At 41.8% G+C, this 26646-nt stretch carries 20 protein-coding genes; 19 read left to right on the forward strand and 1 reads right to left on the reverse strand.

What is annotated here, in order from left to right:
• Positions 1-375: 375 nt before the first annotated feature.
• The 18 genes from PGS38_RS05700 to PGS38_RS05785 all read left to right on the forward strand — a co-directional run bounded on the left by PGS38_RS05700 (position 376) and on the right by PGS38_RS05785 (position 24971).
• Complete coding sequence (locus PGS38_RS05700; RefSeq protein WP_270476026.1) at positions 376-8007, forward strand: VaFE repeat-containing surface-anchored protein; 7632 nt, start codon at positions 376-378, stop codon at positions 8005-8007.
• Between the two features lie 80 nt (positions 8008-8087).
• Positions 8088-8588: an HD-GYP domain-containing protein gene (locus PGS38_RS05705; protein ID WP_119208467.1), complete on the forward strand. Its 501-nt coding sequence runs from the start codon at positions 8088-8090 to the stop codon at positions 8586-8588.
• Positions 8589-8684: 96 nt separating this feature from the next.
• The gene (locus PGS38_RS05710; RefSeq protein ID WP_117802211.1) at positions 8685-8891 is read left to right on the forward strand and encodes a hypothetical protein; all 207 of its coding nucleotides are present in this window, start codon (positions 8685-8687) and stop codon (positions 8889-8891) included.
• A 20-nt stretch (positions 8892-8911) separates the two neighbouring features.
• Entirely contained in the window at positions 8912-9424 is a 513-nt protein-coding gene (locus PGS38_RS05715) for a signal peptidase I (protein ID WP_158568361.1), read from the forward strand.
• A gap of 67 nt (positions 9425-9491) precedes the next feature.
• The gene (locus PGS38_RS05720) at positions 9492-10331 is read left to right on the forward strand and encodes a SipW-dependent-type signal peptide-containing protein (RefSeq protein WP_158568360.1); all 840 of its coding nucleotides are present in this window, start codon (positions 9492-9494) and stop codon (positions 10329-10331) included.
• A gap of 105 nt (positions 10332-10436) precedes the next feature.
• Positions 10437-11582 carry a hypothetical protein gene (locus tag PGS38_RS05725; protein WP_270476027.1) on the forward strand — a complete coding sequence of 382 codons (1146 nt, stop codon included), beginning with the start codon at positions 10437-10439 and terminating at the stop codon, positions 11580-11582.
• Positions 11569-15558, forward strand: coding sequence for an MSCRAMM family protein (locus PGS38_RS05730; protein ID WP_270476028.1), 3990 nt, complete (start codon positions 11569-11571; stop codon positions 15556-15558). The genes PGS38_RS05725 and PGS38_RS05730 overlap by 14 nt, the downstream gene beginning before the upstream one ends.
• Positions 15559-15575: 17 nt before the next feature.
• On the forward strand, positions 15576-16100 hold the full coding sequence (locus PGS38_RS05735) for a BsaA family SipW-dependent biofilm matrix protein (RefSeq protein WP_118640157.1): 525 nt from the start codon (positions 15576-15578) through the stop codon (positions 16098-16100).
• A gap of 286 nt (positions 16101-16386) precedes the next feature.
• Positions 16387-20061, forward strand: coding sequence for a CAP domain-containing protein (locus PGS38_RS05740; protein WP_270476029.1), 3675 nt, complete (start codon positions 16387-16389; stop codon positions 20059-20061).
• Positions 20062-20709: 648 nt separating this feature from the next.
• A complete protein-coding gene (locus PGS38_RS05745; RefSeq protein WP_117802204.1) occupies positions 20710-21117 on the forward strand; it encodes a DUF3592 domain-containing protein in 408 nt (135 codons plus the stop codon).
• Positions 21118-21278: 161 nt separating this feature from the next.
• Positions 21279-21683: a hypothetical protein gene (locus PGS38_RS05750; protein WP_117802203.1), complete on the forward strand. Its 405-nt coding sequence runs from the start codon at positions 21279-21281 to the stop codon at positions 21681-21683.
• Between the two features lie 88 nt (positions 21684-21771).
• Positions 21772-21993, forward strand: a complete 222-nt coding sequence (locus PGS38_RS05755; RefSeq protein ID WP_117802202.1) for a hypothetical protein — start codon at positions 21772-21774, stop codon at positions 21991-21993.
• 169 nt (positions 21994-22162) lie between these two features.
• Positions 22163-22702 (forward strand): DUF3841 domain-containing protein, encoded by a 540-nt coding sequence (locus tag PGS38_RS05760; RefSeq protein WP_117802201.1) that lies wholly within the window; start codon positions 22163-22165, stop codon positions 22700-22702.
• Positions 22703-23008: 306 nt separating this feature from the next.
• Entirely contained in the window at positions 23009-23431 is a 423-nt protein-coding gene (gene tnpA / locus PGS38_RS05765; RefSeq protein WP_173827612.1) for an IS200/IS605 family transposase, read from the forward strand.
• Positions 23431-23724, forward strand: coding sequence for a helix-turn-helix domain-containing protein (locus tag PGS38_RS05770; protein WP_270476030.1), 294 nt, complete (start codon positions 23431-23433; stop codon positions 23722-23724). The genes tnpA and PGS38_RS05770 overlap by 1 nt, the downstream gene beginning before the upstream one ends.
• A 150-nt stretch (positions 23725-23874) precedes the next feature.
• Entirely contained in the window at positions 23875-24093 is a 219-nt protein-coding gene (locus tag PGS38_RS17760; RefSeq protein ID WP_270476084.1) for a GNAT family N-acetyltransferase, read from the forward strand.
• A 102-nt stretch (positions 24094-24195) separates the two neighbouring features.
• Positions 24196-24735 (forward strand): GrpB family protein, encoded by a 540-nt coding sequence (locus tag PGS38_RS05780; protein ID WP_118640164.1) that lies wholly within the window; start codon positions 24196-24198, stop codon positions 24733-24735.
• Positions 24736-24797: 62 nt separating this feature from the next.
• Positions 24798-24971, forward strand: a complete 174-nt coding sequence (locus PGS38_RS05785; protein ID WP_270476031.1) for a hypothetical protein — start codon at positions 24798-24800, stop codon at positions 24969-24971.
• 137 nt (positions 24972-25108) lie between these two features.
• On the opposite strand, the gene PGS38_RS05790 is transcribed toward PGS38_RS05785, so the two are convergent.
• Positions 25109-26182 (reverse strand): IS1380 family transposase, encoded by a 1074-nt coding sequence (locus tag PGS38_RS05790; RefSeq protein WP_173816278.1) that lies wholly within the window; start codon positions 26180-26182, stop codon positions 25109-25111.
• Between the two features lie 216 nt (positions 26183-26398).
• Between PGS38_RS05790 and PGS38_RS05795 the strand changes: the two genes are divergently transcribed.
• Entirely contained in the window at positions 26399-26551 is a 153-nt protein-coding gene (locus PGS38_RS05795) for a hypothetical protein (protein WP_158581766.1), read from the forward strand.
• Positions 26552-26646: the final 95 nt, after the last annotated feature.

Consider the following 26646-nt stretch of genomic DNA (forward strand, 5'->3'; position numbering starts at 1 on the left):
CGCAATCGAAAAAGTCGATTCCTCATTTTTGGTAAACGGAAAATCCGTTATTACTACCTCGTGAATTACTTTATAGTGTTGAAAAGGATCATGGAAATTTCATGGTCCTTTCTTTCTATTCTGCGCTTCCAGATCGTCTACCACTTGCCTACCATATGTCTCCGCATCATTTGATCCTCTATATTTCCCTCTTCTTTCGCATTCGTTGCGTACAGCATATAGCAAAAATCAACCCGCCGAAGCACTTTTGAAAAAACGATCAAAAAAAATAGTTGGATTTACAATACTATATACAGGGACAAATAAATATCCCTTATTCGACTCCGGATTCGTCACCCGGGTTGGATAAAAAAATATAGAAAAGGAGATTGCGTGATGATGAAGAAAATGAAGGACTATCTTCGGAAAGTCACTGCCGGATTACTGCTGGTAGCAATGAGTAGCGGTTCGGTTGGCGTAAATACCGTCAGCGCCGCAACAGATGATGACAACGATCCATCCACAACTACGGATATTATTCCGGAAGCAGTGGAACGTGGTACATTATCAATCCAGATTGATAATGCCGGCGGAAGTATTGTAGTCACAACACAGAGTAGTGATGGAAAAGAAAATACGCAGACAATCCGAAAAGAGAACGACAAAACAACAATTACCGATGCAAACGGCAATGTGACGACTGCAGAACCGGAAAATAGTTATGATCTTGTCCTTGAAGCCGATAAAGGTACTGTTGTTAAAACCAAAGTCACGAGCGATGACGGAAATTATATCGCAACGTATCGAGTAACTACAGATGCAGGAGCAGATGATGTTGATCTGCCGGAAAAAACACAGGAGTATTCAAATGATATTGCTGTGGAAGGAGACAAGATTCTTGAAATCGCATTCCAGAGGAGTGCGGATAATGAATCTGCGTCGAATGCGGCAGGCGAAGTAACATCGAATCCTTCGGAAAATGCAGCAGAGACAACGGATACGGTTGATAATTCAATTTTATCCACCGACCCAGGTGCCGACGAGCCTGCGGCTGGTCCAGAAGCCTATAAACTTCCGGATGTATCCGAAATTGCACTGTTTGATCTGTCAAGATCCAGAGCTGAAAGCAAAGAAGTAACAATCAGCACAATGGGATTTGCACATTACGGTGGTAGATCGGTTCCGATTTTTATCATCGATAATAAGAGAGCTTTCTGTATGCAGCAGGAAAAACATACGCCGGATCATAATGGATATACCAACTCCGGTGTTGCTAATCCATTTGATAACAACCTTGCCCGTACAGTTCTCTACTATGGAGAGAGCGGTCAGGGATTCAGCAAAGGTCCTCTTGCTGGTATGGGACAGGAAGAAGCCATTATTCGAACTACATTTGCGCTGAACTATGCGTACAATGGAAATGAGCAGCTGTCTGGCGAAGAGGGAAAACAGAATGGTATTGATCTTGCAAAGCCTATTCTCGATTTTGCAAAAGCACATTTGATCGAAAGTACGGAAGTTGCGTTCAGTAAAACAAAGGCTACTGCTTACATCGATTCTACCGATGGTAAACAGCGTACACCGGATATTACTCTGAATGCGAATGATATGAACAGCGTAACAATGAAAATTCCGCAGGGTGTATACATCCATCTGTATTCTCCCGACAGAGAGTACACGAATCAGAATGTTACCATCAATGGTGGACAGAAATTTTTCTTGTTTGCGAAGGCCGGCACGAATCCGGGAAAAACCTATTCCACCGGAGAGCTTGGCGCATCCATGAATGATTCTCAGGCAATGATCGTTGATACTGGAGATGACTCCGTACAGCATACAACCTATATCCAGATGTTCCCGAATACTTCCTCTACATCGCTGACTGTAACATGGCTGCAGCAGGGCGAAGCAAAGGTAATCAAAAAATCTGCCAATGAATCCCTGACGAATGGTAATAGCTGCTATTCCTTAGAGGGTGCTGAATTTGCACTGATCGATTCAAATGGAAAACAGGTGGCAACAGCAAAAACAAATGCAAAAGGTGTTGCCGATTTTGGCAAGGTTGATGCTGGAACATACAAAGTCAAAGAAATTTCTGCTCCAGAGGGCTTTGAACTTAATACAGAAATGCCTTCTATTAAAGTAGAACCAGAAAAGACAGCAGAAGTTACCATGACAGATGAACCGTTAAATGACCCAGCAGTTATTACGATCAATAAAGTCGATTCTGAAGGAAATAAGGATACTTCTAAAGATCTTTCCGGTACAGAGTTTACAGTAAAATATTACAATAAGATCTATGAAAAAGAGTCTGATCTTCCTGAAAAAGCGACCAAAACATGGGTTATCAAAGCCATCAAGAGAACGGTTGGAGGCAAAGACATTTACCGCGCGCAGTTAAGTGAAACATGCAAAGTAAAAGGCGATGACTTCTATCTCGATGCCAATGGCAGCCCAATTTTACCGTTAGGAACAATTACTATTGAAGAAACCAGTGCTGTCAAAGGCTACAACAAAGACAATAATTTCACCAATGGCGATGTTTCGGTAAAAGGTAAATTTTTCGGTACTATTCAGAAAAAAGGTGATGCAGTTGTACTGCATTATGGTGATACCGTGATTGCAGAGGATGGATTTACTGCTTCGGATAACATCATTCGTGGAGATCTTCATTTCTATAAGATCGATGATGATGGAAGTGCAATGGCAAACATTCCATTCCTGATCACCAATAATGAAACCAAGGAATCCCACGTTGTCCTTTCCAATAAGGATGGTGTTGTAGATACCTCAGAAATCGCACATACAACCAATACCAATGGCCTTGATAAATATCAGGACGGAAAGAAGATTACCGATGAATCGAAACTTTCCGGCCAGTATGGAACATGGTTTGGTGATGGAACCGTAAATAAAGACCGTGGCGCACTGCAGTATGGAACTTATTCCATCCGTGAGCTTGCCTGCAAGGGAAATTATGGAAAAGATCTGATCGAGACTACAGTAACCGTAGATTCCGAGAAGACCAATGCAAGCTTAAACCCGCAGGTCAACCATACAATTGTCCTTAAAACAACCGCAAAAGACACAACCACAGGAACCCACAGTGTTCCAGTTGGTGAAAAGGCTACCGTAGTTGATACAGTTAAATACAGTGGTCTGAAGGTTGGACGTACTTATACGTTAAAAGGACAGCTGGTCAGAAAAGATGACAGAAGCGTAATTGCCACCGGAGAGCAGACTTTTACTGCTGAAAAATCAAGTGGCACTGTGAATATCACCTTCAGCTTTGAGAGTTCGAAACTGAAAGGAAAATCTCTGGTTGCGTTTGAGCATCTGTATTGGGATGGCATTGAAGTCCAGGCCCATGAAGATATCAACGATACCGACCAGACCGTTACGATTCCGAGTCTGAAAACTGTTGCCAAGGATGATGCAACGGCCGATCAGAGTGGTGTACGCAGCAAAAATGACAAGATTACCGATACTGTTTCCTATACAGGATTAGCCTATGACAAGGAATATGTTGTAAGAGGAACGCTTGTAAATCAGTCCACCGGAAAAGCATTAACCGGAGCAGATGGAAAAGCAATTACTGCGTCTAAGAACTTCCACGTACACAGCAAGGAAGGATCTGGTTCTGTCGATGTTACTTTCAACTGGGATTCATCTGACTTTGAGGGAACCGCGGTTATCACACAGACAATGTACCTTGTCAATGACGATAAGAGCGAAACCAAAGTAGCAGAAGCAACCGATCTGTCTGATGCAAACGAAATGGTATATTATCCGTCCATCCGCACGAATGCAGCAGATAGTCAAACAAAGGACCATGTAGGACTTGTTGGACAGACTACGATCATTGATCATGTAACATATAAAAATCTGATCCCAGGCAAAGAGTATACGGTTTCCGGAAAACTCATGGATAAAGACACCGGAAGGGCGTTACTCGTAAACGGAAAAGAAATCACAGCAACAACAACCTTCAAGCCAACCGCCAAAGACGGTACGGTAGATCTGACCTATAAGCTGGATGCTTCTGTGCTGGAAGATAAAACGGTAGTTGTTTTTGAAGATCTGATTCACAATAAGATCAATGTAACATCCCATGCGGATATTAATGATGAGGAACAGTCTGTTCATTATCCTAAAGTCCGCACCACTGCAAAGGATCACAGCACAAAAGATGATGTAGGAACCTCATCCAAAGAAGCACGCCTTGTTGATACTGTATCTTACAGCAATTTGATTGTTGGACAGAAGTACACGATCAAAGGTACCTTGATGGATAAAGAAACCGGAAAAGCCATTGAGCAGAATGGAAAGGCCGTAACAGCCGAAACAAGTTTTACAGCTACGGCAGCCCAAGGAAGCGTTGATCTTACATTTGTATATGACAGCAGCGTGCTGGAAGGAAAAACAACGGTTGCGTATGAAAAACTGTATCATAATGAAAAAGATGTTGCTCGTCACGAGGATATCAATGATGCAGGCCAGACTGTACAGATTCCGAAGATTCAGACAACAGCTACAAGTGTTGAAACTGGAGATCAGGTAGGAACTATCGGTAAAGAAGTACAGATTACCGATGTTGTATCCTATAAAAATCTGGTAGTAGGTAAAGAATACACCATTTCTGGAAAAGCAATGATTAAACCATCTGGATCGGAGCAGGCAGTTCCTGCAAAAGACAAAGATGGCAAAGATGTTGTTCAGAGTGTTACCTTTAAGGCAACAAAAGCGAACGGCGAAGTATCCTTAACCTTTACCTTAGATTCAAGTAATCTGAAAAACCGCACAGTTGTTATCTTTGAAGAGCTGCTCCATAACGGAGTCACCGTTACCACACACGCAGATATCAACGATGATAAGCAGAGCGTTTACTTCCCAGAGATCCGTACGAACGCAGTCGATAAACAGACGAACGATGGTGTCGGAACCGTCGGAAAGACAACGATTATCGACCACGTATCCTACAAGAATCTGGTAGTAGGAAAGCGTTATACCATTTCCGGCGTACTTATGGATAAAGACACCGGCAAACCGCTTGTTGCGAGCGGCAAACAAATCGCAGCGTCTGCAGAATTTGTGGCAGAGACAAAAGATGGAACGATTGACCTTGTATACAAGCTGGATGCTTCTGATTTAGCTGGGGCAACTACCGTTGTATATGAGAATCTGTACCATAACAAGAAAAATGTAACATCCCATGCGGATATTAACGATGAAGAGCAGACAATCCACTACCCGAAGATCGGTACGACTGCTTCTGATGGTTCTACCAAGGATCACGTTGGAACATCCGCAAAAGATGGCCGTTTTGTGGATACGGTTAAATACGAAAACCTTATTATCGGAAAGAGCTATACCGTAAAAGGTACTCTGATGGATAAGGATACCGGAAAAGCCATTACCCAGAATGGAAAAGAAATCACCTCAGAAATGACCTTTACAGCAACCAAAACTTCGGGAACAGTTAATCTGTTATTTAACTACGACAGCAATGCGCTGGAAGGAAAAACAACCGTAGCATTTGAGAAACTGTTCCATAACGATATTGACGTTGCACGGCATGAAGATATTTCAGACGAAAATCAGAGTGTCCATATTCCGAAAATCCATACAACCGCAACCGATGCGTCCACAAACGATAAAGAAGGCGTAATTGGCAGCACAGTAACCATTAAAGATGTAGTCCGCTATGAGAATTTAATTCCGGGCAAAGAATACACTGTAAAAGGAAGCGCAATGGTTAATCCGGGTGCATCCTATCAGTATGGTTTCCGCGCTGAATATGACGGCCTCACCGTTGGAAAGACATATCAGGTAACGGGAACTGCAGTTGATGCAGACGGAAATGATATTCCGGAATTACGTTATTCTGGTACATTAACGCCAACAGAAGCATCTGGAACTGTTATTGCAACTATTAACTCTTCTGAAACTCTGAAAGATGCGAATCCGGTATTTACCTTTGTAATTTCCAGTGGCAGCGAGAAATACACCTATACAGCATCTGAAATGTCGGCTACTGGTGCAATCAGTGGCATCAGAATGGCAACCGATGCAGAAGGAAACAATGTCACTTCCGAAAAAACATTCGTTCCGGAAAAAGCAGACGGCGAAGTAACACTTGAATTTGTCCTGGATTCTACCCAGTTACAGGGAAATGATGTCGTTATTTTTGAGGATCTGTATCACAATGGCGTAAAGGTAACATCTCATGCAGATATGAAAGATGATGGACAGACTGTGCATTATCCGGAGATCCATACCACAAATGTAGATCAGACAACCGATGATCATCAGGGAGCCGTATCTGGACAGACAACACTTGTTGATACCGTACAGTACCGTAACCTGATCGTTGGCCATGAGTATACCGTAACCGGAAAGCTGATGAAGAAAGTTCCTGTAAAGAATGAGGACGAATCGAATGATTCCAATCAGGATGCAGAAACCCCAGATGTTCCGGATGATTCCGAACAGCCTGCAGATGAAGTCACCTATACGGAAGAACCTGTGCTGGTTAACGGAAAAGAGGTTACGGCATCTACAACCTTTACAGCAGAAACCAAAGATGGTTCTGTTGATGTAGTCTTTGTCTTTGATGCAGAATCCGTAGCAGGCGAAACTGTAGTTGCATTTGAAGATCTTTCTTATAAAGGTATTCAGCTGACAACACATGCAGATATTAACGATGAAAATCAGACCGTATATCTGCCGGATATCCATACATCAGCAGTCGATGCTGAAACGGGTATCAAGAACTCTTACCGCGATGGACATATCACAATCACAGATACTGTAACCTACGAGAATCTGATCCCGGGAAATACATATGTATTGAAAGGATCACTGCAGGAAAAAGTAGAAGAAGATGGTGAGATCACCTACAAAGCGGTAGAAGCAAAAATGATCACATCTGAAAATGACGAAGAAACGGTAGCTGATGAAGCCACTCCTGTAACTGGACAAACCACATTTGTCCCAGAGGCAGCGAACGGAACAGTTGACGTTATCTTTACCTTTGATGGAACCGAACTGGAAGATGTTGAACACACTTATGTTGCGTTCGAGGATTTATATTATCAGAAGGGTGATGATGAAATCATCGTTCGTGAGCATAAAGATATCAATGACGCAGAGCAGACCGTGTATGTTCCGCATATCCAGACTGAAGTACAGGATACGGAAAGCAAGAGCCATAATGCTCTCGCAGACGAAAAAGTTACTCTCGAAGACACAGTTTCTTACGAGGGACTGATTCCGGGTAAAGAATATACCATGACGGGAACCCTGATGGACAAAAAAACAGGAAAAGCACTTCTTGTCAACGACAAAGAGGTTACTGCTGAAACCAAATTTGTTCCAGAAAAAGCTGATGGAACCGTTGTTGTTACCTTTACCTTTGACGCAACCGGACTGGAAGGAAAAACTCTGGTAGCATTCGAAACCTGTACCTATGAAGGAAAGAATGTGGCTGTTCATGCTGACATCAATGATGAGAAGCAGACAATCTATGTTCCGGAACTTCATACAACCGCAACGGATAAGGCAGATGGCGATAAGCAGCTCACCTCCAAAGGAACTCTTACCGTAGTAGACAAGATCGCTTATAAAAATTTGATTCCTGGCCAGAAATATACTGTAACAGGTGTATTAATGGACAAGGCGACTAAATCAGCTCTTGTTATTGGCGGAAAAGAAGTTACAGCAACAAAGACATTTGTCCCGAATAAAGCAGATGGAACCGTTGAAATTGAATTTACTTTCAAAGGAGACGGTCTTGAAAGCAAAACTCTGGTAGCGTTTGAGACAATCTCGACCAATGACAGTCCTGTTGGCGAGCATAAGGATATTAATGATACGGATCAGACCGTAACATTAACCCCGCCGCCGATTCCGGCTGTTCAGACAGGTGATACCAATACTATGCCGATTCTGGCAGTGGTTACGGCTGTACTTGTAGTTCTTGGAGCAGGCCTCTTTATTGCAACAAGAAAGAAAAAAAATAAGAAATAATTTTCAAGCCCTCCGGTAATTCAAAAACCGGAGGGTTTTTCAATTTGTTTTTACAATACTATAAGCAGGAGGGAAAAATCATGAATTCAGGACTTTGCGAACATTGTCTCCGTGTGGCCTATTTAGTTACAGATATGACCATATTGTTAGGCATGGACGAAAAGGCGACTATGGATGTCCAGTTGGCAGCAATTTATCATGATATTGGAAAAACTCAAATTCCAGAGCAGGTCCTAAATAAGCCCGGAAAATTAACTCCGGGGGAATACTTCATCATGAAGTTGCATGCTGAAATTGGATACCGTATGATTCAGTGCCATACTTCACCGGAAACCGCCCAAATGGTCCTATACCACCATGAAGATTACGATGGCGGCGGATATTTTGGATTGCAGGGAAATGATATCCCCTATGGAGCCAGAATTCTTCGGATCTGTGATGTATATGATGCTTTGACATCATTCAGATGCTATAGAGAGCCCTGCAGCCCTGAAAAGGCGCTTCAATACCTCAAAAATAACGCTGGAACAAAGTTTGATCCTAAATTGACCGAGGTATTTGCGCGGTTAAAGCCCAACTGAAAAAAACGAAGCTTTTTTTCAGTTGGATTTACAATACTATATATGGAAGAAGAAAAGCCGTAGCATTCTTTTACGTGCTGAACTCAAAGTCGCCTTATGGAACCAATTGTGTTTTATGACTTTAAGCCAGATACAGAAGATCCGAATAATAAAATAGTGATTAAAAAGGCAGATTTTGAAAAACTTCTGAATAAAACATATGCCGCGGGTTATCAGGACGGATTAAAAGAGCCAAGACCAGCACAAGTCTGGATGACCAGCAAAAGAGGTTTTGACACGGAACCTAAAGTTTTAAGTATATGAAAAGCAAAGGAGATTTTGTAATGAAGAGTTTTTCGAAAGCCTTTGGAAGGATCGTCTTGATCTTAACTGTTGTAATTGCTCTTGTGGCTTCTGTCTTTGTCGTCCCGAAATTGTTTGGGATAAATCCTTATGTTGTTCTATCGGGATCTATGGAGCCACAAATACATACAGGCGCAATTGCTTTTGTGAATACGAAAGATACTGCAGTTAAGGTAGGAGATGTAGTAACGTATCGGCTGGCTAATGATGAGCTGGTTACACACCGTATCATCAAAAAAGATCAGTCTGAATATACCTTTCAGGGCGATGCAAACGATAATCCAGATGCTCATACAGTTACACAGGATCAAATTGTTGGAAAGTATCTTTTCAGCATTCCAAAAGTTGGATTTCTAATTTCAGCTTTGGGCAAAAAAGGGATGCCTGTGATAATTGCATGGATTATCATTCTGAACATAATGAGCCTTATTCTGGAGAGTACCTGTTCTTCAGGAGATAAGAAAAAGACAGCAGAGCCTCAAAATGAGGATTGAAATAAAAAAATTTAGAGAGGAGAGCGTATCCTTATCTGCTGTAATAAAGGATATGCGAAAAAGAGAAATGAATAAGAAAAAAGCATTAACAACAATGGCTGCATGTGGACTTGTAGCAGCACTTGGTGTAGGAGGCACAATGGCTTACCTGACCGATTCTGAGCAGACTACCAACACTTTCACCATCGGCAAAGTAAAAATCGATGTGCAGGAGCCGGGTTGGGATACAACCGATAAAAACAACAACAATATCCCGGATAAAGCCGAGGATGTTGTTCCAAATCAGGAACTGGCAAAGAACCCGCTGATCGAAAACACCGGATCGAACAGCGCAGTAGTATTCCTCAAAGTTACCGTTCCGACCAAATATGTTACCCAGGTTGCTGATGACGGCACTGTAAGCAAAGACGGCCGTAAGAGCCAGGAGATCTTCTACTTCAAAGATGTTGCTGATGCTCAGAATCAGGAAAGAAACAACTTCGATGCGAACTGGCAGGAACTGGTTGACGAAGAGGTTCAGGATACCGGCGCAACAGCTTCGAAAGACGGTGTTCGTACTTATGTCTTTGGTTATAAAACCAAACTGCTGAAAGGACAGAAGACATCTTCTCTGTTCGATAAGATCCAGATGAAAAACGTCATCGAGGACGAAATTCTTCCGGATTCCGCAAACGACATCAAGGTTGAAGGCTTTGCAATCCAGTCCGAGGAGATCCTGGACAAGACCGGAAAAGATCTGACCGATGAGCTGACCACAGCAAATCTGAAGACCATCTACGACATCTTCATCAAACAGGGAACAAGCTACGATGCAGCTCACGGTACGACTACCGGACATGACTACAGCGGCAACGAAAAAGACGCGAACACCAACAACAGCAAAGATGTTCATGGCAACAATCGCTAATCAGCGGCGCGCCGCCTGCAATTTTGAAATAATTTTTTAATTCCTCTCAAAAGGCAGACCTTGAACCGTCTGCCTTTTTTGGGAAAGAGAAAGAGGAGAGTGGATATGAGTAAAAAAAGAATGCAAATTTCAGCTACATTACTTGGCATTCTGCTTTCAGCAGGAACGTTTGCCAGTGCATATCCTGTATTCGCCGCACAGTCCGAAGTGTCTGTGGAAAACAATGTAGACATTGGCAATATCAATATCAGTCTGGAAAAACATGGCTTAGACGAAAAGGGAGAAAAAACTGATTTCGATGATGCGCAGGTGGTTGTCCCGGGACAGGTAGTCGATGAGTTAGTTGATATCTTCAATCTGGCCAATGATGCATGGGTGCGAATGAAGGTCACATTTGATGATTCGACCATTGATGGAAATATGCTGGATGATTCGCTGCTGAATCTGGGTGATGACTGGGTTAAATGTGGTGATTATTATTACTACACCAAGCCTGTAAAACATGGCGAAGCTGCAGAATTTCTGAAATCCGTCAGCATTCCTGCGGAATGGACAGAAGCTCTTTCAGAAAAAGATCAGAAAATCAATTTTACTGCGGATGCAGTTCAGGAAAAGAATTTTACTCCGAATTTCAAATCTGATGATCCGTGGTTTGGCACCGTTATCGAACAGAGTGTAACGGATGCATATACAGTTCCGGTTACCAGCAATAACCCGTTTTCCGTTGCATACGAAGGTGGAGCAGCTGGGTTGGTTAAGGTGGGAGATGATTTCTTCTCCAACTGGGGAACCCTTATGCCGGGGGATGTGGTATCTGGAAAAGTCACGATTTCCAACAAATATGCCCAGTCGGTTAAAATTTACTTCCGAACGGACACGATTGCGGATGATAATCTGCTCCAGAAGCTGCATCTGAAGATCGCCTGCGATGGTCAGACATTATACGATGGCAGCATGGCTGGCGAGATTACCAATAAAGTGTTATTGGGTGATTTTGCACAGGGCAGCTCCAAAGATCTTACTTACACGCTTACAGTTCCTGCAGAGCTGGATAATCAGTATGCGATGAATAAGACCAAGACCAAATGGATTTTCACCGCTGAATTACCGGAAACTCCAAATAAGACAGTTGCAACGGGAGATTCTTCTCTTCCATCCGCATTTGCCGGATTAAGCATTTCTATCGGCGCAGCCGGAATCATTATGCTTTCAGCATCAACGAAAAGGAGAAAAGGCAATGAAGAAAATTAACGAAAAAATCAAAAAAGCTCTTTCGTTTCTTCTGATTCTTACTATGGCTATGACATCTGTCGGGGTCAGCACTTTCTCCGCCTTTGCGGATTCAGAAGATGGAACGGGAACAACAGAGCTGAATCTCGATACGGATGCAGAGAACACCGCATCGGATGATACCGTAGATCTTGCTTTTCAGACCGATGGTCATGGAAAATTTCTGATCAACGGTGAAGATAAAACCAATCAGACAATTACTGTAAATAAGGGAACAGAAGTCACTTATGAGGTAACTGCTGATGATGGATATCAGATCCAGAAAATCCGTACATCATATGCTGATGGCACAGAAACGGAAGTAGAAAGCAAAGAATCCGATCTCACGCAGAATGTTGTTGCAGATCAGTCGCTTACGCTTTCTGCTGAATTTGCCGAAAAGCAGGAAGAAGATACTCCGGCAACCGTAACGACTCCGGCTCCTGTAGTGGTTACAACTCCGGAAGATGACAAAAACACTGCTAAAGAAGACGATACCAAAACTTCTGTAGACACTACAACCTCTTCGTCAGAAGAAAATGTTAAGTATAATAACAGACTTTCTGATGTTACCGCCGACTGGGGTGAAAATGAGTTCTTAAAAGAACATTTAAGCGCCAGTGATCTTATTGAATTAAGCAATAGAATCAGTCTTTTCGCAAGCACATCCGGGAAGGTTTCCGCGGGTATGGGGGATCTTAAGTCTGTTGCGACCATGAAAAAAGGAAGTATTGTTACTAAGGATACACCAATTGACGGAAATTATTATTTTACCCCAATTATCGGTAGCAAAACAAAAATCACTTTTGGTACAACCGATAGCAATTATACATGGGATAATGAATTTTGTAAAAACGCCCAATATTATTCTAAAGCTATTTCCAATTGGTGGGCGCCACAGGCTGATACGACCAACTGGAGTAATACACGTTCTTTTATTCCGCATGATGGAGCGCAAGGTCATCTGTATGCAGAATATACCAATGTGGGATATTATGACGGCTCCCCTGTCAACATGAAAATCTGGTTCCTAGATTGGCAAAACACAAAGGTTCCGGATGAATACAAAGCACCACACAAACCAGCTATCGGAGATGACATCGATGCCGTTATTGTTTCTCTTGGCCCGAATAACTCCAAAGATTTATCCAAAGGATATACTCCGTTAATCGACATCAAGGGTTTAAAATGGATTAAAGTCAAGTTTGCATATTACAAACAGAATGGAGATCCTATCTCCTTAATGGGTCATTTTACCATGTCCGACCTTGACTTTGCGCAGGGCTTCCATATTCAGGAAAAAGTAGAAAATATTTATTTGACACAGGAAGCAGACGATCGTCTGGTGTATGATCCGCGAACAGACGCTATCTGGTCTGCTAGAAGAGGTGGTGAAAGTGATGGAGGAACAACTCCTGATAATTCAAATGGCTGGGTAACATATACCTTTGAAGGAGACAGCCAGACCGTTATCTTCTATAATGGAGGCACGATTAGTAAGGTTACAGGTCCTGGAGGAGGATTAAAAGAGGAAGGAATCCAAAAATATCCAGATTCATTTTATAATGGAGAAGGTTCCAAATTTAATGGATGGGAAGGCTCGTCCAACACAACGTCAGCATCACCGAATACTTGGTATACTTCAGAATTTGGTTATACATCCGAATATGTTGGCTCAATGTCGAAAGTAGGTGTGCTTCGTATCAATAAAACTGACTCTGACTCAGGTGCAGTCTTAAAAGGTGCGAAATTTACCGTTTACAAATGGAAGAACAGTAAATGGCAGACCTACGCCAATATGAACTGGGTAGAAGCAGATAAGTGCTACTTACTTAACAACATTCAGGGCGATGAAGCAGATGGCAACAAATTCAAAGTTGTCGAAACACAGAACCCTGACGGCTACACCGGAACTTTTTCACAGGAGTTTACCGTTGACCAGGCTGGCGTTAAAACAATTGTTCTGGATGCCACCAATACACAGAATACCTTTACTGTGACTGTGAATAAGGTATCCGGCAATACAACGATTACAGCAAATAACGGAAACTATGCACTGAAAAACGCCAAATTTGAGATTTATGCTTCCGATAAGACAACAAAAGTAGCCGATGCTTATACCGACGAGAACGGTTCTTTCTCTGTTAAGCTGAAAAATGGAACCTATTGGTTACATGAAACCATTGCTTCTCAGGGATATTCGCTTGCAGAAGATCAGCAGTTTACGGTAGACAAAAAAGACCTTTCCGTTACCGTAAAAGAACCACCGAAAACCGGAACAATCAATCTTGTTAAGAAATCCACCACCGATCTGCATTCGGACTACGAATCCTACTATTTAAAAGGTGCTGAATACGGCGTTTACAATGCCGCCGGCACAAAGGTGGGAACCATCGTTACAGATGCGGAAGGAAAAGGATCTTTATCGAACCTGCCATTAGGAACATATACTCTGAAAGAGTTAAAAGCTCCGGCTGGATATTATCTTTCCACCGATACACTGACAGCCTCTCTGACATCCAGTGTTTCGACTGCCAACGTGACAGGTAAGGATAAACCGGGACAGGTTCCTGCTCCAGAAGTTATTCTTGAAAAAGTGGATGCAGAAACAGGACTTGCTAAACCACAGGGAGCAGGCTCCTTACAGGGTGCGGAATACACCATGAAATATTATGATGTAGTCTCCACAACCGATCCGGCAGCTTCTGGCAGAAAAGCAAAATACACATGGGTATTAAAAACAGATGCAAAGGGACAGATCAAACTGGATGCAGATCATCTGGTAAGCGGTCCAGACTTCTATAAGGAGAACGGAAAAGTTGTATTTCCAGTTGGAACCACAACATTCCAAGAGACAAAAGCACCAAAAGGATATCAGCTGGATTCTAATGTATATGTTATGAATTCTGTGATCGAAAATGATAAGGCTGTATTAAAAAACAAACCAGTATCCAAAGAAAAAATGTATAGAGGTTACATTCGTTTCAATAAAACAGATGAGAAAAACAAGGCCATGGCCAATATTCCATTTAAAATCACGAGTAAAACAACCGGCGAGTCACATATTGTGAATACTGCCAGTGATGGTTATATCTATGAAAAAGATGTGAATTTTGGAAGTGGTAAAGGATTCTTATATGATACCTATCTTGTCGAGGAGCAGTCCTGCACAGCGAATAAAGGTTATATTTTGGAGTCTTTTGAAGTGACCATTAATGAAAATGGAGCAACCGTAGATAAAGGCACTCTTCAGAACTTACCTAAAACTAAGCAGATCACACTTACAAAACGTATCAAAGCATCTGACATCAACTTCAAAAACGGTGATCCAATCTTTATCCTTAAACTGACGGGTACTGATTATGCAGGAAAATCACACACCTATTATCGACAGGTACGATTTGATGCCGCCACCGTTAAGAAAAATACCGGATCAGACGGATATGTATCTCTGTCAGAGGTATTTAAGGATATTCCGATGGGCGATTATGTTGCAACCGAGGAAGAAACAGGACGATATAAGTTGTCTACCCTTACATCTCAAGGTGGTACAGTTTCTGGAGAACATGTAACTTTCAACATGACACCAGCAAATAATACTTACAATGCAACATTTACAAACTTCAAATACGATTGGCAATACTATACGCATACGGATGTTGTAGACAACAAGCTGCAGTCTACCAAAGACAATAGCGTGAAGTATACCTTTACTGCTAAATGGGTTGGTAGCAGTCCTGTATCTGGCGGATCTTCGGTAGATAAAAATCAAATTGAAGCCACATTGACTACCAATGACGGAACCAAGGATTCCAGTGTTATTGTAGATGCAAGCACCTACACGACAAGTATTCAGACGTTCCCGAATAGTAGCGGCAATTGCACGGTAACTGTCACTTACAACAAAGATGGCGTTAAATTAACAGCCTCGTTTACCGTACCTGTTAAAGCGAAATAATTTTGGAGGACACAAAGATGAAGAAAGTAAAAGGTAAGAAACGGTTTTTCCTCATTACTTGTTTGATGCTTCTTTGTGCTGTCGCTGGAATTGGTGGAGTGCTTGCGTACTTCACCGACTCCGAGCAGACAAATAATAAGCTCAAAGTGGCTGTAAATGATACCAACATCGAAGAGGTTTTTCCAGACCCGAGTTTTAAGCCCGGAAGCGTAGTAAAAAAAGAGGTTCGCGTCAAAAATAATGGCAGCGATACATATGTTCGTATGCAGATTTTGTTTTCAGACAGTGATATGCAGCAGTATTGCACTGTAAACTGGAATACGACCGACTGGGAACTTAAAAATGATGGCTACTATTATTATAAGAAGATTCTCCCAAAAGGATCTAAAACAACCCCACTGTTTACTACCGTAACTGTTTCGAAGAATGCACCAGAAGATGAGATGAAAGATTTTGATATCATCGTCCGCGAAGAAAGTCTGCAGGTTGGATACTTCAAATCTGCGGATGAAGCATGGAGTGCATATAAAAAGAACAAATAAGTAAGTGGATTATTGGCAGGACTTTTACCACGACATGATAGAAATTCTGCCAATTCTTTGACTAAAATACAATCAAGTGATTGTTTTTGCAAGGTCAAAGTGGTACACTTAATACAATCATTGTGGAAAACAGTGGTTTTGTAATAATGATTAATTTCTATTTTTTTTCGTACGTGAAAATTCATTTGAATTTTTTTTGTCATACTATGAATGTAGACAAAAACGAATCTAAATGGAATAGGATCGTTGATTATCAAGATTGCTAAGTACAGGAGGAAATAGGACAATGAAAAAAGAAAAAGTAGTTGCAACTCTGGCTATGGGTGTTGTTGCAGGTGGTGTGGCAGTTGGAGGAACATCCACTGTTCATGCTGAAACATTAGATGAAAATACTGAAAACACCGTACAGGCTCCAGAAGAAACCGAAGCTCCGGCAGACCCGGAAACCAAAGAAGAAGCCAAGGATCAGCTGGATCGGGCGCAGGAAAAGGAAAACGAAGCAAAACAGGATTCCGATCAGGCCAAAGCAGATTATGATGCCGCTAAAGAGGACGAAGATAAAAAGCAGGCAGAGGCCGATCAGACGCAGAAAGATATCGACCAGGCTGAAAAAGATGCACAGGATGCTTTCGATCAGGCGCAGAAAGATGCACAGGATGCTGCTGACCAGGCTAAAGCAGATGCAGATAAAGCCGCTGAGGACCAGAAAAAAGCAGAGCAGGCAGAAAAGGATGCACAGGCCGCTTTAGAAGAGCAGGAAAAGGCAGAGCAGGATGCACAGCAGAAAGCAGACCAGACCACGACCGATGAAACACAGGAAAGTGTGGATCAGAAAAAGAATGATCTGGATAAAGCAAATAAAGATCTGGAAGATGCCAAAGCAGAGGATGCCAAAAAGCAGGAAGAGCTGGATGAAGCAAAGAAAAATGAATCTTCTGCAGAGCAGGACAAGGCGGATGCACAGGATAAAGTTGATCAGGCAGAATCCGATGTAAAAGATGCAGAAAAAGACGCGGATGCTGCAAAGAAAGATGCAGAAACCGCAAAAGACTTGTATGATACCGCTTCCAATGCTGCAGATAAAGATTCCAAATATGCACAGGCGAAAAAGGATGCGGAAGAAGCAGATGCCGCTGTAAAGGCACAGCAGACCGTTACAGACAATGCGAAAAAAGATCTGGATGCCAAGAAAAATGCGCTGGAAGATGCGAAAAAGGGTCTGGCAGAAGCAAAAGTGAACGCAGATGCCGCCGCACTTGCAGAACAGCAGAAAAAGGTTGATGCCGCGCAGAAAGAATATTCTGATGCCTTTGATGCGCTGATCGCAGCGAACAGCAAGCTGGACGAGCTTACCGCAGATTACCAGAAAAAAGTATCTGCCGCTGAAACTGCCAAAGCTGAGATGGATGCGGCACAGTCCAATGCAGACCAGAAAGAAAATGCACAGAATACCGCCAAAGCTGAAATGGATGCGAAGAAAGATGCAGTGTCCAAATCCGAAAGCAACATGTCAGATGCACAGAACAGCAAAGCAAATGCTGAGTCTAATGCAGAAAAAGCCAAAAATGAGCTGGATGCAGCAAAAGCAGCTTTAGATGCGGCAAAAGCGGCTGCAGAAGAAGCGAAGAAGCAGGAAGCACTGGGATCAAAAGGATTCTTCGACAGTATCGGTGAGACAGCAGCATCTGATCTGTTTTCACAGGGAGATTATCCAGACAAAACCAACATGGGTGCGGAAGATGATGCAACCAGTCTGAAAAACATGCTGTACGCTCTGGATTTTATTGAAAAATCCAATGAACTCAGAAGAGCAAATAATCTGGAAGAGTTTAAAATTTCTGCAAGAGCAATGGCTGCGGCGCAGTATCAGGCAAATGCTTCTTTACATACAGAAGATCATACTTTCCAGTTCGGTTATGGTGAAAACCTTGCATGGGGAATGGATGATCCGGAAATCGCCTATATGGCATGGTATGACAGTGAAAAAGACAGCACTATTTTAAGCGAAAGACTGCATTATCTTGCTCTCGTCAGCGCCAATAACACAGTTACAGGTTTTGGACTCTGCTATAACAGAACGAATCCGGATTTATACAGTTCTTGTGAGAGTCAGGTGTTTGGCTCTGTAAACGATGAAGACGAGGGTTACTGCTACACAGTAGCTGAGTTCCGCGCTCTCCTGCAGGCCTACATTGACAAACTTACTAAAGCCCAGACCGATCTGGATAAAGCCCAGGCTGATTACGATGCGAAACTGGCGGCTTACAATGCAGCACAGGATGAAGTGGCAAAATGGGATGCACTTCTGAAACAGTATCAGAACGAGAAATCCGTCAACGAAGATGCTCTGAAACAGGCTACCGAAGCATACAACAATGCCGTACAGGAGCTGAATAAAGCAAAAGCGGATCTCGATTCCAAGACAACGGCATATGAAACAGCTCAGAATGCAGTTGCTGAGAGCGCATCTGCAGTGGATGCTGCAAAAGAAAATATCGCATCCTGCAAACAGGTATCCGACCAGAAAGAAAACGCACTTACTGCTGCAAAGGCAGAAAGAGATCAGCTTCTTGACAAGCTGACAGAATCTGTGATCGCAATGACTGGCGATAAGAATGCCAAAGTAGAAACCAACTACGAATACCATCAGGTATGCAATGAATGCGGAGAAGATTTCGGCTATGGACCGGATGCTATCGAAGCGGTTGGTGACCATTCTGCAGTAACGGGTCATTCTTACAGCTCTGTAAAGAAAGCTGTTGGATATAAGATCGTAACCGCGTCCGGAACACAGGTAATCAAGAACCTGTCCAAGACAGATGCAGACAAAGCCCTGGCAGATATCCAGAAAGCCATTGCAGACGGACAGACAGCAGTCGATGCCGCACAGGCTACATATGACAATGCTGTAAAGAAACTGGCAGCAGATCAGCAGACCGCAAAAGAAAAGAATGATTATCTGGCACAGCTGAACAAAAACATTGCCGATCTGAAAAAGGATATGGAAGCAAAACAGGCTGTTGCTGATCAGAAAGCAGCTGCTCTGAAAGAGAAACAGACCGCCCTTGCGGATGCCAAAGCAGAGCTGAAACAGAAAGAGGATGCTCTTGCGAAAGCAAAAGAATCGGTTGAAAAACTGCAGGCTGAGAAAGATACAACCGCACAGAAAGTTGCCGCTAAATCCGCGGCTGTAGCACCGCTCCAGAAAGCATACGAAGCTGCCAAAGCATCCCTGAATGCATACCAGAATGCGCAGAACGCTCTGAAAAAGGCAAAAGAAAATGTTTCCGCTGCGAAATCTGCTGTAGAAGCCGCTAAGAAAGATGTAGCTGCGAAAAAGCAGGCCGTAAAAGAGAAAGATAAGGCATACACCGATGCCTGCGGTGTTCTTGCAATTGCCAAGAATATCACACTGGCAGATGCCATGAAGACCCCGATCACAGAAGAGGGCTTCACCTATCTGAACGATTACGTAACCAAGATCAATTCTGCAAAAGCCGCTTACGAGACAGCAAAAGCTGATCTTGCCAAAGCAAAAGAGAATACGGCTGTGAAGAAAGTTGCTTATGAGGAAGCCGCTGCAAAACATGCCGAGACTCTTGCGGACCTTGTAATTGCAAAAGCAAACTATCAGAAGTTTGTAGATGCAGAGAAAAAGGCAGAGGAAGAGAAGAAAGCAGAAGAGGAGAAGAAAGCGGAAGAAGTCAAGAAAGCAGAAGAAGCCAAAAAGGCGGAAGAAGCGAAGAAGGCAGAAACCGTGAAGAAAGAACAGCAGAGCGGCGGCGCTACTCTGACCGCAAGCACTGGAAGCATTGCAAAAGACAATGAAAAAGGTACCACCATCACCAAAGCCGGAAGCGTAGCAACAGGAGATACGACCCCGATCGGCATCTTAATGGCTCTGGCGGCAGGATCTTTCGGTGTTCTGGAAGAAACCGTCCGCAGAAAAAAACGCCAGTAACACGGTGGTAATTTAAGAAATATGGAAACGAGGAACGGTATGGCTTAACGGCTATGCCGTTCTTTGCTTTTTTGTATACGTTAGAAACCCGGGCAGTTGAAGTTTGTATTGGAATAGCATCTTCCTGTAAAAAGCGCTCGTATAGAGCGTTTAGACCTTCTTCTGCGTTCGGCTAATACCCCGTGGCATCTGACAACCACACATTATTTTCGAGCAATTTAATGTGTGGTTGTCAAGAATGTTTATAAATCTAAACGTCATAGTGTTCTTCAGTTGATTTTTGTTATATGGAAGATGGGCGCAAGCAATATTAGTTGACGAGGTTGAAGATACGGTGGTGGCTCAATGACGGACAAACACATTAGGTTATTTGAGAAAGATGACAGATATGTATAAGGTTTGCAAAAAAATTGGATTATGGTTACACAAAACGAATCAAAAAAGGAGATTGGCTTCATGAGTTTAATTTAAAACCAAATTTCTTGATGAATTTATTATATCATTATTCCTGGCAGAAGCAATAAAAATTCAAATAATTTCGTGCCAAAGATTATTTTTTTGTAAACAATTTGCAGTTTATGCTTTTGTAATGTATAATAAATTTATCTACATAGTTGCACGAAACGAATCAAAGAGGAGGACGACTTCATGAGTTCAGAACAATTTAGTTTATTATTCTATGCTTGCATGCTGATTGACGCAATTGGATGGTTTGGATTCGTTGCACTTCCGCGAATTCGAAAATTGCTTTCCTGTAAAGAGAGAGCTGATGGTATTGTGGAAGATGTAGTGGAAATCAAAAACGCCAAAGGGCAGCCGCTTTTCCATGCTGTTGTCCGCTATCAGGCGGGACTTGCTTCTTACACATGTGAAACAGTGAATGCAACGAAAGCAGTTTGGGAAAAAGGAGAGCCTGCGATCGTTTATTATCAGAATTCCAAACCGGAAAATGCATTTGTCAAAAACGCGGCATGGACAGGCCGTTTAATATTAGGAATTATGCAGTCACTTGTTGCGGTGGCTATCGGGATTGCCTACTATGTAGGTACTCATTAATTTCTGCTTTTTATCTGCTCCGGCATGACCAGCATATATGTGCGCGCTGATCTGTCGGAGATTTTCTTGTCCTTTCATTCACATATAAATGCAACTTAAAACGCAAAAAATTTGTAATACTAAATATAGGGAAAATATTTTTAAGGAAAGAAGGATGATATATGTCTGTAAGTGCTGCTCGCTTGTTTTTAGGGGGCGGAGTGGTAATCAGCCTATTTTTCTTTTGTATGGGATGTATTCTAAAAATCTGCGTTCTTCATAAGAAAAGACGTTGTACGCAAAAACTTCAAGGACGTATTGCTTCCATAGAAGGTTTTCGAACCTCGAACATGCCAATGGTTTTGATCGAATTTTTCTGGCCGGAACGATATCTGCTCCCTTGTTTGTTAGAATCCCCCAGTCAACCCCTATGGATCGGAATGCCGATAGAAATCTGGATCAACCCACAAAATCCCTATGATTTTCGAATTTCTGGTCAGAAATACAAAAATTTTTCTCGACTATGTGCGATCGGACTGGTGGAAATGCTGATTTTACTTTTTTTCATGATTTTTATACAAAAATAGGGGAATATAAGGAAAAGAAATTCGTGAAATATGAGGGCTTGTATAGGATTTTTTAACATGATACAATTTTTGAAGAGGAGCGATAAATATGAAAGTTTTGATGAAAAGCAGAGTCCCAAACTCTCTTACCATATTGTTATGCGAGCAAGAAAAAGATGATGTACCCACTGAAACAATCCGCATGAAAGATTTGGATTTTCATATAGAAAACATTGATTATGGAGATACAACGGCTCCGTATCCGCATCAGATTGTGATTTTCTTTCGAACCTCGGAAGTAGCAAGAGGAAACGAGGCATTTTTTGTGTAAGGGCAGCATTTTTGTGTAAAAGCATAGACATATGAATGAGAAAGAGGGATTTTCCCTCTTTTCTTTTTGTCTTTTTCTCTTGTACGCTAAAATCGAGATTTTAATTTTTTCACATACTATTAGTGACCAGATAATTGTGTTGTGCTTGGAAAAGAAAGAGGTGGTTTAATTGAAAGTATGGACACTGATAACCAGAGAGACGCTTCGATTGTTGCAGGAAGGCATTCCATATTATGGGGATAAAAAGATATGCCCTGTTGTGGATTTTCCGTATACCCCCGGCGGTTATTCTTTGCTCGTCAATAAGATGATACAAACAATTGGGTTTCCGCCAGATCCTTCCGCTGCGCCTATTTGGGGATATTATCTTTATGGCGGCGAAAACAATATCCCTGAGAACTTGGATTTTGACAATTTCCCTGAAGAGGCCTCCGTCTGCCTTACACTGGAAGTTCCGGATCGAAAATTGCTTTTGAGTGATTCTTTAATGTGGGATAGCATTTCGCTTGGAGAATACATTCCGCATGGAGATACACCGGAAGAATTGGATAGCGACTATGAAGCATATAGAAATGCTGACGCTGCCAAACAAGCATTCATGAGGGTGTTATCCTGGCATCAGGTATTTAACATCATACATTCAGATTATGTTTATGTCCATTTTTGGGAGATCCGGAAGGAAATGATCCGCGAAGTGCTATTCTTATAGCCAATTTTTAAAATAATAGAATATTTACCGCAAAAGGAGATGCCTGATACTGCAGAAAGGGCATCTTCTTTTTTATGATTGTAGCATCCGAGTCTACTTAGAGGGTTGATACTGCTTTTTTGTACGTGAAATACGATTTAACATTTTTTTTCTAATACTATATGTGAAAAGATTTTATCCAATGCGTCGTAAAACCCCTTGCTTCAGCTATGGGGATATAAGACGCGTCCATCGAATTTACGCAAGTAATTGAAGATGGACAAAATAACAATCGTGTTAATTGATAAAATATTGTATAATACAAACATGAACACAACATATAAATCAAACAATAATGTCGTCTATTCCTGCAAATACCATGTAGTATGGTGTCCTAAATATAGACGAAAAGTATTAACGAACGGTGTAGATGTCCGGCTGAAGGAGCTGCTCACAGAGTATGCTGCAAATCTTTCTGTAGACATTCTGGAAATGGAGATCATGCCAGACCATGTTCATATGCTGCTGGAAGTAGATCCTCAGTTTGGAATCCACAAAGCTGTAAAATCGTTCAAAGGCTATACGTCCAGAATTTTAAGACAGGAATTTCCCTGTCTCAAAACGAAAATGCCGACGCTCTGGACAAACAGCTATTTTGTATCTACCGTTGGCGGTGCCCCGCTGGAAGCAGTAAAACAGTATATCGAAAACCAGAAAACATCGCAGAGACAAAAGGATAAGATGGGCTAATGCAAAAAGGGATCAAATTCAGGATCTACCCGAACAGAGAACAGAAAAACTTCATCCACCAGACGCTGGGATGCTGCCGGCTGATCTACAACCGGGGACTTGCCATGCGCAAGGAAAGCTATGAAGAAGGGAAGAAGATTGGATATACCCAGACTTCCGCCATGCTGACCGAACTGAAAAGACAGGAGGAGTTTGCTTTTTTGAAAGCAGCAGATTCCATTGCCTTACAGCAGTCTCTGCGGGATCTCGACCGGAGCTTTGTGAGTATCCACGAAGGAAAACAGAAACAATAATCGTCATTAAATGGTTCAGATATACGTCGGATAAAAACTGACCAAGTTTTAGAGTTTTAAAGTACTTGTAAATTTTGTTAGAATGATGTATACTATTCGGAAAACATTATAGATACAAGGCATTACTACGAAGTTTGGTACAAATAAAAAATAGTTGCTTTTGGAGGTGTAAGCAGAGATAAGAGCCAAGAAAAGCAATGTTACTTTACCGCTATTTTTGTAAATCCCGATTTTTGCAAGAAAGGTATAGGCAAAAAAATAGTGGAATTTCTTGAAAACGACGAATGGTGTTTGGATAGCAAATTGATAGAAATTCCTTCTTCGAAGAGTGCCCATAAGTTTTATTATAAATGTGGATATTGTTATTGAGATTATCCGCCTACTTTTAGAAATGGGACAACAATCATGTATAAAAAACGATGAAATTCCAGTTTGACATACTGGAAAGTCGGGATTTATGGAGGTACATATATGCAAATTGGATTGAAAGGAAGAACTGTTTTAGTTGAGCCACATAGGATTGAATGGGAAATAGCAGCGCAGGAAACTATTAGCAGTTTAAAAAAAATATTAAAAGATGATATTATAGACGCACAGCATATCGGAAGTACTGCAATAAAAAACATCTGCGCAAAACCTACGGTGGATATAGTTGTGGGCGTGAGTAACTTTGATAAAATTATAAAGCATAATGACGATTTGATGAAAAATGGTATTGTTTATCATATGCAATACCCTTCTGGGCAATATTTGTATGTCATGGGCGATTTGGAAAATAATATACGGACGCATTATATCCATGTAGTCATTTGGGGACAAGAGGCATGGAATAATTATATAAATATGCGTGACTATTTGAATACCCACGAAAAGGAGGCTAAGGAATATTCAGAATTAAAAGAACGCTTAGCAAAAAAATATCCAGAGGATAGAAGTGCCTATACCAATGGTAAAAGTGCATTTATTGAAAAAATTTTACTAATGGCGGCTAAGTGGCGTGAACAGTTATAAAAATACCTGCTTGTTGGGAAGTTGCAGAGAGTGAAAAATCGAAATCTGAGAGGGAAAACATTATGAAAAAACATTTGGGTATTTTGTGTTCTTTAATATTGGTTTTATCATTAGCAGCGTGTGGAACAGATTTTGACGGTAGCCGAACAGGAAATAATAATGAGTTTGTGATGGACTATAAGGTATTTCCTGAATCCGTGAAGTTCATCCTTTTTTATAACCAGTTTCTAAAATGAAACTGGTTGTCGATTACTTTTGTTGTTAATAGCGGTATTTTTTAAGCAGTTCCCTTATTAGAGGTCGTTTTGATCAGGATTTTTGTAAAAATGGGTACACGAAATAAAACTTTTATATGAACTTATTAGTTATCTCATTACACGGCGACACTGTTTTCACAATAATCTGCAAAAAGATGACGCCATACATTGCTTTTCCCGAGTCCCATTATCAATTGACGTGCATGTGTTGTGACATGGCTTGCCATCATGATCAGATTGCTGATTACAGTGTGGAGTCTCCGGCGGTTGACATTCCGTTTTTGACGGGGTGACCGGCCTCCGATCGTACCCTGACCAATCATTCGAAGAATGTTGTAGGCGATCAGTCCTAATTCCAGTACCAATGCATTTGTTGTAAATTTACCGGATGGAAGACGCTCCAGATCCATATCTGTTTTAATCTTGCTATGGAACTGTTCACATTCCCCATGGGCATGGTACAGCTGAATGATCTCCTCGTCTGTTGCCCCAAGATTTGTCCACCAGGTTTCGACTTCAACCTCAGGAATCAGAAGAATCTGGCCATATTTGTCCATGGTACGCTCAGTGATTTCATATCTGGTGCGCAGTGTAAATTCTTTTTTAAACTGCTTACTGCAAACATCTTTCCAGTTACTTCCGACATATACGGTTTTTCCGGCTCTGGGCGTTGTGATGTTTTTGCAGCATTGTTTGGCCATATCAAACCATCCATCCTTGCTTTCCCGGCGAAGATTGCGTTTGATGATGAAATAGCAGCCTGCATCGATCAGAACCGCAATATTGTCAATGGAATCATTTCCGGAATCCAGGTGGACCAGTAATGGCTGATCCGTAAGCTTTTTACAGAAGCGGATGGTTTCCTGCAGGAATTCTATCGTTCCATTCTGGCAATGCTGCTTTCCCTCGTGTAGTTCAAAATTAATGGAATCCATCTCATGGACTGCCTCAAAGTATGGTTTTCCCATACAGAGCATCCCGATATAGGTGAGGATGATGTCCCCATTCTTAATCTGATGCTGGGAACGGTTTTTTGTTACATCCATGCGATTGAGTTTTTTGGCAAAATCACTTTTCCCAAGAAGTGCACCGACAACAGCAAGTCCGCTGGCAGGGATAATGTGCTCATTTGTAAATTCGACAATAATGTTTTGGTTCGTATTCAGGGTAAATCTTCGGTTGTTGTTCATGGCAAAACACTCCTTCATAAGTGATTGATGAAATAAGTATACCATGAAATTCATTCACCCAGCAGGTGAAAACGGAAAAACTTGTAAAAACACTTTGAACACTTAAAAATACAGGCTTTTGATGAACTAGCGTGCATTGAATTTCACGGATTCAGGAATGTTACAGAATTAACCGGATTTCGATCCCCGAGCGAGCAAGAGCAGATAGGACGTTATATGCAACGTAAATATCAACGCAGCATTAAATTCGATAAGGTGATGGGTATTTCTTGTGTTATTGTCGGATTTCTTTCGGCGGTATTATCCTTCGGAAATATCGCTGCAATTGCCGTAGCAGTCGCTTTTTTGATTGCTGGCTTTCTTGATTAATACAAGAAATAATAAAACAGCAATGACTTTTGGGGGCAATCGTGATATGATACATATTGAGCTGTAACAGTACGAAACACCACGAAACACTACAA

This window comes from Fusicatenibacter saccharivorans, from assembly GCF_027667425.1.
GTDB classification, from domain to species: Bacteria; Bacillota; Clostridia; order Lachnospirales; family Lachnospiraceae; genus Fusicatenibacter; species Fusicatenibacter saccharivorans.